The 15097-nt window shown below is 72.6% G+C and carries 12 protein-coding genes; 9 read left to right on the top strand and 3 right to left on the bottom strand.

All coding sequences use genetic code 11. The annotated features are described in order from the left end of the window. Positions 1–18: 18 nt before the first annotated feature. On the bottom strand, positions 19–1812 hold the full coding sequence (locus tag COUCH_RS34445; RefSeq protein WP_249609335.1) for an enoyl-CoA hydratase-related protein: 1794 nt from the start codon (positions 1810–1812) through the stop codon (positions 19–21). Positions 1813–2002: 190 nt separating this feature from the next. On the opposite strand from COUCH_RS34445, the gene mfd reads away from it, so the two are divergent. Genes mfd through COUCH_RS34425 form a run of 4 tightly spaced genes read left to right on the top strand, consistent with a single transcriptional unit; the run spans position 2003 to position 9026 of the window. After that, positions 2003–5638, top strand: a complete 3636-nt coding sequence (gene mfd / locus COUCH_RS34440; RefSeq protein WP_249609334.1) for a transcription-repair coupling factor — start codon at positions 2003–2005, stop codon at positions 5636–5638. Positions 5639–5645: 7 nt separating this feature from the next. Next, positions 5646–6434 carry a SurA N-terminal domain-containing protein gene (locus COUCH_RS34435; RefSeq protein WP_249609333.1) on the top strand — a complete coding sequence of 263 codons (789 nt, stop codon included), beginning with the start codon at positions 5646–5648 and terminating at the stop codon, positions 6432–6434. After that, positions 6434–7399, top strand: a complete 966-nt coding sequence (locus COUCH_RS34430) for a nucleoside triphosphate pyrophosphohydrolase (protein WP_249609332.1) — start codon at positions 6434–6436, stop codon at positions 7397–7399. Before COUCH_RS34435 ends, COUCH_RS34430 begins: the two co-directional genes overlap by 1 nt. A gap of 10 nt (positions 7400–7409) precedes the next feature. Continuing rightward, on the top strand, positions 7410–9026 hold the full coding sequence (locus COUCH_RS34425; protein WP_249609331.1) for a DUF885 domain-containing protein: 1617 nt from the start codon (positions 7410–7412) through the stop codon (positions 9024–9026). 449 nt (positions 9027–9475) lie between these two features. On the opposite strand, the gene COUCH_RS34420 is transcribed toward COUCH_RS34425, so the two are convergent. Together COUCH_RS34420 and COUCH_RS34415 are read right to left on the bottom strand one after the other, a co-directional pair. Then, a complete protein-coding gene (locus COUCH_RS34420; RefSeq protein ID WP_249609330.1) occupies positions 9476–10171 on the bottom strand; it encodes a hypothetical protein in 696 nt (231 codons plus the stop codon). A 125-nt stretch (positions 10172–10296) separates the two neighbouring features. Further along, positions 10297–10914: a hypothetical protein gene (locus COUCH_RS34415; RefSeq protein WP_249609329.1), complete on the bottom strand. Its 618-nt coding sequence runs from the start codon at positions 10912–10914 to the stop codon at positions 10297–10299. 170 nt (positions 10915–11084) lie between these two features. Here COUCH_RS34415 and eno point away from each other — a divergent pair, with 170 nt between their 5' ends. The 5 genes from eno (at position 11085) to COUCH_RS34390 (ending at position 15080) form a co-directional block, all read left to right on the top strand. Beyond that, positions 11085–12368: a phosphopyruvate hydratase gene (gene eno, locus COUCH_RS34410; RefSeq protein ID WP_249609328.1), complete on the top strand. Its 1284-nt coding sequence runs from the start codon at positions 11085–11087 to the stop codon at positions 12366–12368. 108 nt (positions 12369–12476) lie between these two features. Beyond that, entirely contained in the window at positions 12477–13100 is a 624-nt protein-coding gene (locus tag COUCH_RS34405) for an FtsB family cell division protein (protein ID WP_249609327.1), read from the top strand. After that, the gene (locus COUCH_RS34400) at positions 13101–13655 is read left to right on the top strand and encodes a DUF501 domain-containing protein (RefSeq protein WP_249609326.1); all 555 of its coding nucleotides are present in this window, start codon (positions 13101–13103) and stop codon (positions 13653–13655) included. Positions 13656–13666: 11 nt separating this feature from the next. Then, positions 13667–14164 carry an amino-acid N-acetyltransferase gene (locus tag COUCH_RS34395; protein WP_430641020.1) on the top strand — a complete coding sequence of 166 codons (498 nt, stop codon included), beginning with the start codon at positions 13667–13669 and terminating at the stop codon, positions 14162–14164. A 10-nt stretch (positions 14165–14174) separates the two neighbouring features. Further along, on the top strand, positions 14175–15080 hold the full coding sequence (locus COUCH_RS34390; protein ID WP_249609324.1) for a Ppx/GppA phosphatase family protein: 906 nt from the start codon (positions 14175–14177) through the stop codon (positions 15078–15080). Positions 15081–15097: the final 17 nt, after the last annotated feature.

The raw sequence follows: 15097 nt of genomic DNA, 5'->3' as shown, positions 1-15097 counted from the left end.
GGCGTCCGGTGTGGACGGTCAGGCGGAGAGCGGCACAGCCGGGCGTACGCGCGCCGGAGCGTCGCCGGCGGGCCCGGTGTTGCGGGCCCGGGTGGCCTGACGCGGGCGTGCCGCCTGGCTCGGCGATGCCGCGCTGAACAGCAGCCGGGCGGGGGTGTGCGTGGGCCGGGCCTTGGTGACGAAGGCGTGCCGCGCCGCGGCGAAACCGGAGCGGTCGCCGTACATGTCGCTGCTCATCTCGGCGAGCTCGCGGGTCTCGTACACGTCCAGCGGCACCCGCTCGGCGGCCAGCCGCTTGGCCTTCGCGGCCTGCAGGCGACGGGCGGTCCGGGCGTCGGCGTGCCGCCCCGCCAGCGCGGTGAGCCACTCGCCGTACGCCTCCGGACGCCGCGGGCCGACCTCGTCGACCAGTCCGAGCGACTGCGCCTGCGCCGCGCTGACCGGCAGCTTGTCGTCGATGAGCCGCTGCGCGGTGTCCGCGCCGACCCGCCGGGGCAGGGTGAACGTGTGCAGCTCGGAGCCGTACAGGCCCATGTCGTAGTACGGGTTCAGCACCACGCCGTCACGGGCCGCCACGATGTCGGCGCCGAGGCCGAGCATCGCGCCGCCGGCTCCGGCGCTGCCCGCGTATGCGGCGATGACGACCTGCCGGGTACAGGTGATGATCTCCCGGCACACCTCGTTGATCGCCTTGATGTTCGTCCACGCCGCACCGGCGGGGTCGGCCGCCGCCTCGACGGCGTTGAGGTGGATGCCGTTGCTGAAGGCGTCGCTGCCGCTGCGCAGCACGAGCACCCGGGTGTCCTGCGCGGCCGCATGACGCAGCGCGGCCAGCAGGCGGTGGCAGTGCCCGGTGGACATCGCGCCGTTGTAGAAGTCGAACGCCAGCCAGCCGACCGAGCCGGCCCGCCGGTACCGGATCTGCCGGTACGACGGCGCCTCCGGCTCGACGCCCGCGGGCAGCGGGGAGTGCGGCACGCCGCGCAGCCGCTTGCCGAGCAGCGTGGTGGCGGGGAGCTTGAAGTGGCCCGGGCCGGAGCCGTCCCGCAGGTGGCCCAGCCACACGCTGCCGTCGCCGGTGCCGACCAGCACGGCTCCCTGCCGGCGGCCCAGCACGGTGCCGGGGCGGCCGCCGCGGGTCAGTCCCGGGTGCGCGTCGTACGCGAAGACCTCCAGCCCGGCCAGCTCGGTGCGTACGCCCGGCGCGCCGTCCGCGGCCCGGATCTTGCGCAGGATCTGATCGGTCGGCGCGGACCAGTCGAAGGCGCGGTCCGCCTGCGTCATGACCGGCCGCGGCCGGGCGCCCTGCACCTCCACCGTCAGCTCGGTCGCGGGCACCGGCCGGAACGCGGGGTCGGCCGCCTTCGCGACGACCTCGAAGACGCACTCCAGCACCGCGTCGGCCACCGGTCCGTTGTAGAGCGAGGACTTGCGCGGTGCCGCGGCCGGCATGGGGAACGTCCGGGTGGCCCAGATCGGGCCCGCATCCATCTCCTCGACCGCCTGCAGTGCGGTGACCCCCCACGTCGGCGCGGACTCGGCGATGGCCCAGTCCAGCGAGGACGGGCCGCGGTCGCCGACCGGGCCGGGGTGCAGGATCACCGTGCGCCAGTGCTGCCAGACCTGCGCCGGAACGCGGTCCTTCAGGTACGGGCAGACGATCAGCTCGGGCTGCGCGGCGCGGACGCCGTCGATCATGTCCTGCGCGCCGGTCGCCAGCAGGACGCCGACGTCGTGCCCGGCTTCCCGCAGGGCGCACCAGACGCGCTGGCTCAAGCCGTTGAACCCGGACACGAGCAGTAGAACCCGCACATTGCCTCCCCAGACAATCCCCCACAACAGCCCGGCAGTCTTGACCACCCGAATGGCACGATGTCGGACTTGCTGTCCGATAACGGTCGGCCGCGCCGACGTCCCCGGGTGGCGGACTAAGCTTGGGGGCGTACCCCCCGTCCAACTGGCGTCGGGGGTTTTCGATGTGCCTGTCGGGAGAGCTTTTTTCATGCAACTCAGCGGCCTCATCCCGGCCTCCCTGCGTGACCGCGGGCTGGCGCGGGCCCGTGACCTGGCCCGCAAGGGCGGGGTGGACTCCGATGCGCTCGACCTGACCGCCCCCGCCGCGCTGCGCCCGTTCGTCGTCGCGTCCGTCGCCGGGCCGGCCGAGCTCGGCGGCGCCGGCCGCCCGGTGCTCGCCGTCACCGCCACGAGCCGGGAGGCCGACGACCTCGCCAACGCGCTCGGCTGCCTCCTCGAGCCCGACCGCGTCGCCGTGTACCCGTCCTGGGAGACGCTGCCGCACGAGCGGCTTTCGCCCCGCTCCGACACCGTCGGCCGCCGGCTGGCCGTGCTGCGCCGCCTCGCGCACCCCGCCGAGTCCGGAGGCGCGCCGCTGCAGGTCGTCGTCGCGCCCGTACGGTCGCTGCTGCAGCCGCAGCTCAAGGGCCTCGGCGACCTCGAGCCGGTCGAGCTGCGCGCCGGGGGAGAGGCCGAGCTCGAGGACGTCGCGCGGCGGCTCACCGACATGGCGTACGCCCGCGTCGACCTGGTCACCAAGCGGGGCGAGTTCGCCGTCCGCGGCGGCATCCTCGACGTCTTCCCGCCCACCGACGAGCACCCGTCCCGGGTCGAGTTCTGGGGCGACGAGGTCGAGGAGATCCGCACCTTCGCCGTCGCCGACCAGCGCACCATCGACCCCGTCGAGCGGCTCTGGGCGCCGCCCTGCCGCGAGCTGCTGTTGACCCCGCCGGTCCGCGCCCGCGCGGCCGAGCTGGCACAGGAGCACCCCGAGATCGCCGAGATCCTCGACAAGCTCGCCGAGGGCATCCCGGTCGAGGGCATGGAGTCGCTCGCCCCCGCGCTGATGGACGGCACGGACTCGATGGAGCTGCTCATCGACTGCATGCCGCCGGGCACGCACGTGCTGCTCTGCGACCCCGAGCGGATCCGGACCCGGGCGCACGACCTCACCCGCACCTCCGACGAGTTCCTGGAGGCCAGCTGGGCCGCGGCCGCCGTCGGCGGCCAGGCCCCGATCGACGTCGGCGCCGCCGCCTTCAAGACCCTCGCGGACGTCCGCGCCCACGCCGCCACCCTGCACCAGCCGTGGTGGACCGTCTCGCCGTTCGGCCTGGCCGACGCCGACGAGCAGCCGTCGGACACGCCGTGGCTGGAGACGCCCGAGGTCGAGGTGTCACCGGACCTCGGCGACGCGATCGCCCTGCACGCCCAGCCGGTCCCGCTCTACCACGGCGACACCGCGAAGCTCGCCGCCGACCTGCGGCAGTGGGCCGGCGAGCAGTGGGCGATCGCGCTGGTCTTCGAGGGCCACGGCACCGCACAGCGGGCCACCGAGCTGCTGCGCGACGCCGGCCTCGGCGTCACCCCGGTCGACGCGATCGAGACCGGCATCGAGCCGGGGCAGCTGCTGGTCACCTGCGGCGGGCTCAACCACGGCTTCGTCGACGAGGGCTCCCGGCTCGCCATCATCACCGGCAACGACATCACCGGCGGCCGCGGCGCGTCCACCCGGGACATGCGCAAGATGCCGAGCAGGCGGCGCAACACGATCGACCCGCTGGAGCTCAAGCCCGGCGACTTCGTGGTGCACGAGCAGCACGGCATCGGCAAGTACGTCGAGCTGGTGCAGCGCACGGTCAACGGCGCCGAGCGCGAATACATGGTCATCGAGTACGCCCCCAGCAAGCGCGGCCAGCCCGGCGACCGCCTGTTCGTCCCGACCGACCAGCTCGACCAGCTCTCCCGCTACGTCGGCGGCGAGCAGCCCAGCCTGCACAAGATGGGCGGCTCGGACTGGCAGAAGAGCAAGGCGCGCGCCCGCAAGGCCGTCCGCGAGATCGCGGCCCAGCTCATCCAGCTGTACGCCGCCCGCCAGGCGTCCAAGGGCCACGCGTTCGGACCGGACACCCCGTGGCAGCGCGAGCTCGAGGACGCGTTCCCGTACACGGAGACGCCCGACCAGATGGCGGCGATCGAAGAGGTCAAGCACGACATGGAGCTGGCCGTGCCGATGGACCGCCTGATCTGCGGCGACGTCGGCTACGGCAAGACCGAGATCGCCGTGCGCGCGGCCTTCAAGGCGGTCCAGGACGGCAAGCAGGTCGCCATCCTGGTGCCCACCACGCTGCTCGCCCAGCAGCACTACAACACGTTCGCCGAACGGATGGGCCAGTTCCCGGTGACCATCAAGCAGCTCTCCCGGTTCCAGACGCCGAAGGAGGCCGCGCTGACCCTGGAGGCGGCCGCCAACGGCACCGCCGACATCGTCATCGGCACGCACCGGCTGCTCAGCAAGTCGACGCACTTCAAGAACCTCGGCCTGATCATCGTGGACGAGGAGCAGCGCTTCGGCGTCGAGCACAAGGAGCAGCTCAAGGCGCTGCGGGCGTCGGTGGACGTGCTCACCATGTCCGCCACGCCGATCCCGCGCACGCTGGAGATGGCGATCACCGGCATCCGCGAGATGTCCACCATCGCCACCCCGCCCGAGGAACGGCATCCCGTGCTGACGTACGTCGGGGCGTACGACGAGAAGCAGGTGGCCGCGGCCATCCATCGTGAGCTGCTGCGCGACGGTCAGGTGTTCTTCCTGCACAACCGCGTCGAGTCCATCGACAAGGCGGCGCGCAAGCTGCGCGAGCTGGTCCCCGAGGCGCGGGTCGCCGTGGCGCACGGGCAGATGGGCGAGGAGGCCCTCGAGAAGGTGATGGTCGGCTTCTGGGAGAAGGAGTTCGACGTCCTGGTCAGCACGACCATCGTCGAGTCCGGCATCGACATCCCGAACGCCAACACGCTCATCGTCGAGCGCGCCGACCTGCTCGGCCTGAGCCAGCTGCACCAGATCCGCGGCCGGGTGGGCCGTGGCCGCGAGCGCGCGTACGCGTACTTCCTCTATCCGCGCGAGAAGCCGCTCACCGAGACCGCCCACGAGCGCCTGGCCACCATCGCCCAGCACACCGAGCTCGGCGCCGGCATGTACGTGGCCATGAAGGACCTCGAGATCCGCGGCGCCGGCAACCTGCTCGGCGGCGAGCAGTCCGGCCACATCGAGGGCGTCGGCTTCGACCTGTACGTGCGCATGGTCGGCGAGGCGGTGCAGGCCTTCAAGGGCGAGCGGCCCGAGGAGGAGACCGAGGTCAAGGTGGACCTGCCGGTCGATGCGAACCTGCCGACCGAGTACATCTCCGTGGAGCGGCTGCGTCTCGAGATGTACCGCAAGCTCGCCGAGGCCCGCGACGACGCCCGCCTCGACGAGGTGGTCGCCGAGATGACCGACCGGTACGGCACCCCGCCCGAGCCGGTCGCCAACCTCATCGCGGTCGCCAGGTTCCGGCTGGTGGCGCGGGCGTACGGCCTGGCCGACGTCTCCGTGCAGGGCAAGCACCTGCGCTTCTCGCCGCTGCCGCTGCCGGACTCCAAGCAGCTTCGTCTCAAGCGCTACCACCCCGACTCGGTCTACAAGCAGGCCAACGACCAGGTGAGCGTGCCGCGCCCGACGACCCGCCGGGTGGGCGGCGAGCCGCTGCGCGACCAGGCGCTGCTGCAGTGGTGCACGCAGCTGCTCAAGGACGTGTTGGGTGACATCCCGGCCCCGGTTACGCCGGGCCCCTCCCGAGCGTGAGAGAGTCATGACCATGCAGCGTGCTCGCCGACTCGCATCCACGGCCGTCGTCGCCGTCCTCGCCGTCACCGGCCTCGCCGCCTGCCAGCAGTCGCCCGACGTGGCGGCCTATGTGGGCGGCGGCACCATCACCGAGGACCGGGTGCAGGACATCTACGACCAGGTCCGCGACGAGCTGACCGCCGCGCGGGAGCAGGCGCAGCAGCAGAAGGGCGCCTCCGCCGAACCGCTGCCGCCGCTCACCATGCCGATCAAGCAGCAGGACGTGCTCAACACGCTGCTGACCGTCGACGTGCTGCGCAAGTCGGCCAAGGAGCACAACCTGCAGGCCGCCGACTCGCCGACCGTCGAGCAGGTCGCCCAGGCCCGCAACTACTCGCCCCAGTGGGAGTACACGCGGCTCTACACGGAGACGTACCGGCTGCGGACCGCGCTGCAGGGCGCTGTCAAGCCGGTCACGCTCACCGACGCCGACCTGCGCGACGTGCACAGCCGGCTGGTCAAGGGTGGCATCGCCGACCCCTCCACCACCTTCGAGCAGTTCAAGAACACGCTGTCGCCGGAGAACAAGTCGCTGCTCGAGACGTATGCGGCGATGCGCGGCGAGCTGACGAAGATCGTGGCGGACGAGAAGGTCAAGCTCAACCCGCGGTACGGCAACCAGGAGGTCGTCCTGCTGTCGGCCCAGGGCTCGGACGGCAAGGACGTGCCGCTGATCGTGCTGCCGTTCGCCGGCGACGACGAGTCCGGCGACCCGTACGTCACCGACGTCTCCGCCGTGGCCGACGTCGCCTGATGCCCGGCGCCGGGCGCATCGTCCTGCTGGTCACCTCCCCGAGGCTCCCGGCCGGTCTGCTCACCGCGGCGGCCTGGGACCTCGTCCGCAGCTCACCGGTGTACGCCGGCGCCGACAGCGAGCAGGCCACCGCGCTGCGCTCGGCCGGCGTACCCGTGACGGTCGTCGAGGCGGACCCGGAACTGCTCGTCGCCGCGCTGGCCACCCACCCGACGGTGGTGTGGCTCGCCGGCGCCGCCGGTGACGAGGACTTCGCCCGCCGGCTCGGGCTGCGGCTCGCCCGGGAACCGTCGCTGGCCGAACTCGAACTCTGCTACGGCTCCTGGGACCCGCCCGGCGCCCGGCTGCTCGACGCGGTCGCCGTCATGGACCGGCTCGCGTCGCCCGGCGGGGACCCGTGGAAGCGGCAGCAGACCCACGAGACGCTCGCGCCGTACCTGCTCGAGGAGAGCTACGAGGCGTACGACGCGATCGTGTCGCAGGACCTCGCCGCCCTGCGCGAGGAGCTGGGCGACGTGCTGCTGCAGGTCGTGCTGCACGCCCGGCTCGCCGAGAACCTGCCCGAGGACGAGCGCTGGACCGTCGACGACGTGGCCGGCGGGCTGGTCGACAAGATGGTGCGCCGCAACCCGCACGTCTTCGCGGGCGAGGAGGTCGACGGTGTCCAGGCCATCATCGACAACTGGGAGCGCATCAAGAAGGAGGAGAAGGCCCGGGAGTCGGTCCTGGACGGCATCGCGCTGAGCCAGCCGGCGCTGTCCCTGGCCGCGAAGATCCTCCAGCGTACGGAGCGTGCCGGGCTGGCCGTACCGCTGCCGGCCGGCGACGACCTGGGCGCCGCCCTGTTGCGCCTGGTCGCGCAGGCCCGCGCCGACGGCCTCGACCCCGAGGCGCTGCTGCGCCAGGCGGCCCTGACGTACGCCGATGACGTGCGGGCCCAAGAGAATGTCGGACCCGCCGAGTAGATTTCGCTCCATGCCGGAGTTCGTCCCGCTCGCCGAGCGCATCGTCGACGCCATCCTCGCCAGCGACCCCTCCCTGGCGTCGTATGCGGGCGACCACCGCTACGACGACCGGCTGCCCGACCGCTCGCCCGGCGCGGTGGCCGAACGGGTCACCATGCTGCGCGACGCGGCCGACGCCCTCGCCGGCATCGACCCCGACGCGTTCGGCGAGCAGGACCAGGTCGATCACGCGATCCTGTCGGCCGTCGTGGAGCGCGGCCTGTTCGAGCTCGCCGACGTGCGCGAGCACGAGTGGAACCCGCTGGCGCACAACCCGGCCCCGCTGCTGCATGCGCTCCTCGCCCGCCCGTTCGCGCCCGCCGAGGAGCGCCTCACCAGCCTCGGGGGCCGGCTCGCCGCGGTGCCCGACGCGCTCGCCACCGCCCGGGCCGTGCTGCGCGACGTGCCCCGGTTGCACGCCGAGATCGCGGTCGGCCAGTTCGCCGGCGCGGCCTCACTGATCCGCAACCAGGTGCCCGGCCTGCTCGCCGAGGCGCCCGGCCTGCGCCCGGCCGTGGAACCGGCGGCCGCCGCCGCGCTGGACGCGCTCGCCGAGTTCGACGGCTGGCTGCGGGCCCGGCTGGACAGCGGCGAGCCGGGCCGCGACCCCCGGCTGGGACGCCCGCTCTGGGAGGCCCGGCTCTGGCACACGCTCGACACCGAGCTGCCGGCCGCGGAGGTCCTCGCCCGGGCGCAGCGCAACCTCGACGAGGTCGGCGCCGCCCTGCGCGAGGCAGCGGCCGAGCTGGTCGGTGGCCCGGCCACCGACGAGACCGTACGCCGCGCCCTCGGCACGCTGGCCGCGGAGCACCCCGACGAGTCCACCATCGTCGACCTGGCGAAGGTCACCATGGCCGAGGCCACCGAGTTCGTCCGCGAGCACGACCTGATGACGCTCGTCGACGACCCGTGCCTGATCGAGGAGATGCCGGAGTTCGCCCGCGGCGTCGCCGTCGCCTACTGCGACCCGCCCGGCCCGCTCGAGACCGCGGACGTCCCGACGTTCTACTGCATCGCCCCGGCCCCCGCCGACTGGCCCCGCGAGCGCGTCGAGTCGTTCTACCGCGAATACAACGACCACATGCTGCGCAACCTGACCGTGCACGAGGCGATGCCCGGCCACTTCCTGCAACTCGCCCACTCCCGCCGCTTCCGCGCCGGCACCCGGGTCCGCGCGCTCGGCTTCTCCGGCCCGTTCGTGGAGGGCTGGGCGGTCTACGCCGAGGAGCTGATGGCCGGCCTCGGCTTCGGCGGTCTGCCCGTACGCCTCCAGCAGCTCAAGATGCAGCTCCGGATGAGCCTCAACGCGGTCATCGACCAGCTCGTGCACTGTGAGGACCTCCCGGAGTCCGAAGCGATGGCGTTGATGACCACGCGAGGCTTCCAGGAGGAGGGCGAGGCGGCGGGCAAATGGAAGCGCGCCCTTCTCACCTCGACCCAGCTCTCGACGTACTTTGTGGGCTACACGGAGGTCGCAGCGATCGCAGCGGCCCGCCCCTTCGGCGCAACCCCCAAGGCCTGGCACGACGCGATGCTGGCGCACGGCTCGCCGCCACCCCGCCACCTCCGCACGCTGCTCGGCGTCTAGCGGCACTTTCCGCCCGGCGCGACCCTTTGTGGGTGCCGCCGGGCCTGCTCCGCCCCGGGTGATCTTTGCGCGGCGAGACCCTCGCGCGGCGTGACCTTGGCGCGGCACGACCTCGCGCGGCGTGACCTTTGCGCGGCGCGACCTTTGCGCGGCGCGACCTTTGCGCGGCGCGACCTGGTCGGCGTGGCGCTCTCTTTCGGCGGAGTGGCGCGGGCGGCGCGGCCGGCCTGCGTGGCGCGCGGTTGTGTCCCGCTCGGTCCGGCCCGTTCCGCTCATCGCGCGGTCAGCATCCGGCCTGGCGTGCCGGTCGGCCTGGCGTGCCGGTCGCCGTGGTGTGTCCCTCGGCCTCGCGTGCCGGCGTCACGCTCGGCGTGCCCGTCCGGCTCGTGTGGTGGCGTCGCGCCAGGCGTGCCCGTCGCGTCGAGTGGGCCGGCGCGGGGCGCCGGCGGTCAGGTGCCGCGGCGGTCGATCAGTTTGGCGGCCGGGGGTGTCTTGAACGTCTCTTCCGCGACCTGGTCCGCGTAGTGGGTCATCGCCACGTCGACGTTGGTCTGGTTCAGCATTCCGCTGAAGCTGCCCAGGACCCCCTCGTTGGTGACGCACGTGCGGAAGTCGCGGGCGGCCGCGCCGTCGACGCCCGTCAGTTCCACGCAGGTGGCGTGCCGGCCGGCGATCGTCGTGTCGTGCTGGTCGACCTGGACGTCCGGGTCGAGGACCGCCTTGTTGAGCAGCGTCAGCAGCGTGGCCGGGGTGATCATGCCGCTGGCGTCGGCGCCGCGGAACACGGTCGGCGAGGGCGGGCTGGTCGGGGTGGCCGGGGCGGTCATCGTGCAGGTGGCCGGCTTGGTGGTCGTGCGGCATTCCGTGGTGGCGTCCGCGGTCACCATCAGCTTGCCGCCCGGGTACACGTAGGCGGAGCGGAGCGGCTTCTGTGCCTGGGCGATGGTCGCCGTCTTGCCGCCGGGTAGCTGGTACGTCGCCTCGTACGTGAGGGCGGCCGCGTTGGAGAGCTGCGCGGCGAGGTCGGCGACCAGGTCGTTGCGGCTGAGCCCCTGCGCCGCCGGGTCGTCGAGGTCCGAGCAGCCCGCCGTGGCGGCGAGCGCGAGCAGGGCGGCCGTCGTGAGGCGGAGACGGGTGGAGGGCACGAGCCCACCTTTGCCGATGTGCGCAAGCGCGCGCAAACCGGTATTCATCCGGTCGCTCTCCGCTGTTGAACGATCGTTCAGTCGACAGTCCCGCGCGGCACTTGAGAGCGAGCCCCGCGCAGACCTCAAGCGCGAGTGCGGCTCAGCAGCTGCTGGCGCATCACGTACCGCCGGATGATGCGGGCCTGGCTCTCGTCCGTGGCGAAGATCGCGACGATCTCCACCGACATCGGCCCCGGCGGCACCTGCTGGGGCAGCATCGCCACCCGGGACGCCACGGCCGGGATGTCGACGATCTCGCTGCCCAGCTGGATCCACAGCTGCAGCTCCTCGCCCGCGACCACGTTCGTGCCCTCGAAGTGCGCGCGCATGCTGTGTTCGCTGATGTCGCGGATCCAGCCGTGGGCGTCGTCCCAGCCCGGCCGGCGCATGATGATGCGCTCGCCACCGCCGCCCCGGACGAAGAGGCGTTGCTGCTCGATCTCGGCCGTGCCCGCGGCGCGCAGCACCACCCGGTTCTCGTCTATCCCGACGACGGCGCACGGGAGGGCGTACCTGCCGCGCGGGGCGGCGGACCAGCGCAGCGTGACCGGCGTGCCCACCGGGGGCACGGCGGCCTGCGGCGCCGACAGGGTCAGGCCCGCGCCCTCGGCGTGGACGACGCGGACGCGGGCGGCCTGCTCGTCGGAGGCGGTCATCTCGACGTACGAGCCGGCATCGGGGAGGTGCGCGGTGGTAGTCATGGCAACACGGGTGATCGGCAGGACACGCACCCGCCTGAGGCAAGTGCCGCCGGAAGTTCACCGGCCGCCGCCACGCCGGGAACCCCGGGTCGATACCCTCAGGGTCGTGGTCGGCCGCAGGGTCGCGGTCTGAGGAATTATCCGTACGAACATGAGGAGCGATTCGACAGATGGCCACCATTGAAGCGATCGTCGCCCGGGAAATCCTCGACTCGCGGGGCAACCCGACCGTCGAGGTCGAGGTCGGCCTGGACGACGGCACCATCGGCCGCGCCGCGGTCCCGTCCGGCGCCTCCACCGGCGCGTTCGAGGCGCTCGAGCTGCGCGACGGCGACAAGGGCCGCTACCTCGGCAAGGGTGTCGAGAAGGCGGTCAGCAACGTCGAGGACAAGATCGCCGACGAGCTCCTCGGGTACGAGGCCAGCGAGCAGCGCCTGATCGACGAGAAGATGCTCGACATCGACGGCACCTCGGAGAAGTCCGAGCTGGGCGCCAACGCGATCCTGGGCGTGTCCCTGGCGGTGGCCAAGGCTGCCGCGCAGAGCGCCGAGCTCCCGCTGTACCGCTACCTCGGCGGCCCCAACGCGCACCTGCTGCCGGTGCCGATGATGAACATCCTCAACGGTGGCGCCCACGCCGACTCGAACGTCGACGTGCAGGAGTTCATGATCGCCCCGATCGGCGCTCCCTCGTTCCGCGAGGCGCTGCGGACCGGCGCGGAGGTCTACCACGCGCTCAAGTCCGTCCTGAAGAAGAAGGGCCTGTCGACCGGCCTCGGCGACGAGGGCGGTTTCGCCCCGAGCCTGCCGTCGAACGCCTCCGCGCTGGACCTGATCGCCGAGGCCGTGCAGGCCGCCGGCTTCACCCTGGGCACCGACATCGTGCTGGCGATGGACGTCGCGGCGACCGAGTTCCACAAGGACGGCGCGTACGTCTTCGAGGGCTCGCCGAAGTCGACCGACGAGATGATCAACTACTACGCCAAGCTGGCGGAGACGTACCCGATCGTCTCGATCGAGGACCCGCTGTCGGAGGAGGACTGGGCCGGCTGGTCAGCGATGACCGCGCAGCTGGGCTCGAAGCTCCAGATCGTCGGCGACGACCTGTTCGTGACCAACCCGACCCGCATCGGCCGGGGCATCGCGGAGAGCGCCGCCAACGCCGTGCTCGTCAAGGTCAACCAGATCGGCTCGCTCACCGAGACCCTGGACGCCGTCGACATGGCGCACCGGGCCGGCTTCAAGACGATGATGAGCCACCGCTCGGGCGAGACCGAGGACGTCACGATCGCCGACCTGGCCGTGGCCGTCGGCAGTGGCCAGATCAAGACCGGCGCGCCGGCCCGCTCGGACCGCGTCGCGAAGTACAACCAGCTCCTGCGCATCGAGGAGGAGCTCGGCAGCGCCGCCCGGTACGCCGGTGCGGGCGCGTTCCCGCGTTACCGCACCGCGTAACGCCCGGTCACGGATCATGGAGTTGTGGCTCCGCGTCCTGTGGGCATAGTGTCCGCAGAGCAGGTGCCGCAACTCCATGGTCTTGGCGAGTGCCGGGGGAGGGCAGGGATGACGCAGCGCCGCACACCGAGTGGTCAGGGGCCGTCACGCCGCTCCACCGGTCATGCGGGGCGTCCGGGGGTCCGCAGTGGCGCCCGGCCCACGCGCACCCGCGACACCGGCGCCACCCGCATCGAGCCGCGCCGTACGGTCGGAACCCGCACCACCGGCAGCCTCAACCGGTCCGGCAGCAGGCCCGCCGCCGCGCGCCGGGCAGCCGCGTCGGGCGCCACGAAGCGTACGGTTGCCACCCGGCCCAAGGCTTTCACCGGTCGCGCCACGGTGCTGATCGTCGTGCTGGTCGCGCTGGCCCTCGCGTACACCTATCCGGTGCGGGTCTACCTCGCCCAGGAGTCCCAGATCGCCCAGATGCAGGCCGACCAGGCCAGGCAGCAGGACGACATCAAGGGGCTCGAGGAGGAGGTCGAGAAGTGGAAGGACCCCGAGTACGTCCGCATCCAGGCCCGTGACCGGCTCTTCTACGTCCGCCCGGGTGAGGTCCCGCTGCTGGTCCTGAACGACCCGGCGGGCGCCGCCCGGGACGCGGGCCGGCCCGTGGCGAGCGCCCCCGACCGGTGGTACGACACACTGTGGGGAAGCGTCGCAGCAGCCAATGCAGAATCCCGAAAGTAGATGACGACTCCTTCCGAGACCGATCTCGAGATCGTCGCCGAGCAACTCGGCCGCCGCCCCCGCGGCACCCGCGCCGTCGCGCACCGCTGCCCCTGCGGCAATCCGGACGTGGTGGAGACCGAGCCCCGCCTGGACGACGGCACCCCGTTCCCGACGATGTTCTACCTGACCTGCCCGAGGGCGACGGCGGCGTGCAGCCGCCTCGAGTCCGCCGGCGTCATGCGGGACATGCAGGAACGGCTCTCCACCGACCCGGAGCTGGCGCAGCGGTACCGCGCCGCCCACGAGGACTATCTGGCCCGCCGCGAGGCCGTGCAGCACGTGCCGGAGATCGAGAAGGTCTCCGCCGGCGGCATGCCCGACCGGGTCAAGTGCCTGCACGTGCACCTCGGGCACGCGCTGGCTGCCGGGCCGGGCGTGAACCCGTTCGGCGACGAGGTGCGGGCGGCCGTCGAGCCGTGGTGGGCCGGCGGCCCGTGTGTGCAGGCGCAGCCGTCCGGGACGCCTGCCGGCCGGCCGGACGCGGAGTCCGCCACGGCGGCTGACGCCGGGTGACCACAGTGCCGATCGAGATCCGCCGGGCCCGTACGGCGGACATCAAGGCCATCCGCGCGCTCGTGGACACGTACACCGCGGACCGGCGCCTGCTCAGCAAGGCCACCGTCACCCTGTACGAGAGCGTCCAGGAGTTCTGGGTGGCCGTGGACGCCGGCCAGGACAGGGTCGTCGGCTGCGGCGCGCTGCACGTCATGTGGGAGGACCTGGCGGAGATCCGTACGGTCGCCGTCGATCCCGCGTACCGGGGCCGGAAGATCGGCCACCGCCTCGTCACCGACCTGCTCGACGCCGCCCGGGAGCTCGGCGTGGCCCGGGTCTTCTGCCTGACCTTCGAGACCCGCTTCTTCGCCTCGTTCGGCTTCGCGGAGATCGACGGCGCGCCCGTGCCGCACGCGGTCTACGAGCAGCTGCTGCGCTCGTACGACGAGGGCGTCGCGGAGTTCCTCGACCTGGAGCGGGTGAAGCCGAATACGCTCGGCAACACGAGGATGTTGCTCCACCTTTAGGAGGCCCGGCGTGCGAGTCGCCGCGATCGACTGTGGCACCAACTCGATCCGCCTGCTGATCGCCGACGTGGCCGGCGGGACGCTGACCGACGTCTCTCGGCGGATGGAGATCGTCCGGCTGGGCGAGGGCGTGGACCGGACCGGCCGGCTGGCGCCGGAGGCCGTCGAACGCACCCGCGCGGCGCTGCTGGGGTACGCCGCGGAGATCGCCGAGCTGGGCGTCGACCGGGTCCGCATGTGCGCCACGTCGGCGTCCCGGGACGCCTCCAACGCGGAGGACTTCCGTTCGATGGTCCGGACGGTGCTCGGCGTCGACCCGGAGGTCATCTCCGGCGAGGAGGAGGCCCGGCTGTCCTTCGCCGGCGCCGTGAACGGCCTGAACGCGGAGCCGCCGTACCTGGTGGTCGACATCGGCGGCGGCTCCACCGAGTTCGTGGTGGGCTTCGAGCGGGTGGACCACGCCGTCTCGGTGGACATCGGCTGCGTCCGCATGACCGAGCGCCACCTGCACGGCGACCCGCCCGCCCCGGCGGAGGTGGCGGCTGCGGAGGCCGACATCACCAGGGCGGTCGACGCCGCGCTGCGCAAGGTCTCGGGCCGCGGCGCGATGACGCTGGTCGGGCTCGCGGGCTCGGTCACGACGGTGGCGGCCCTGGCGTTGCGCCTGCCGGAGTACGACGCGGCCCGCATCCACCACGCCCGCATCCCGTACGACGACGTGGCGAAGGTGACGGCCGACCTGCTGGGCTCCACCGTGGCGGACCGGCGCGACCTGCCGGTGATGCACCCGGGCCGGGCCGACGTGATCGGCGCGGGGGCGCTCATCCTGCGGGTGATCATGGAGCGGGCCGGGAAGCTGTCGGTGGTCGCCAGCGAGCACGACATCCTGGACGGGATCGCCTTCTCCCTGGCCTGATCGGCGGGTGACACGCG

Origin of the sequence: Couchioplanes caeruleus (assembly GCF_023499255.1) — a bacterium.
Classification (GTDB): Bacteria; Actinomycetota; Actinomycetes; order Mycobacteriales; family Micromonosporaceae; genus Actinoplanes; species Actinoplanes caeruleus_A.
Note: the sequence above shows the minus strand (reverse complement) of the source record. Positions and strands in the feature narration are given on the sequence as shown.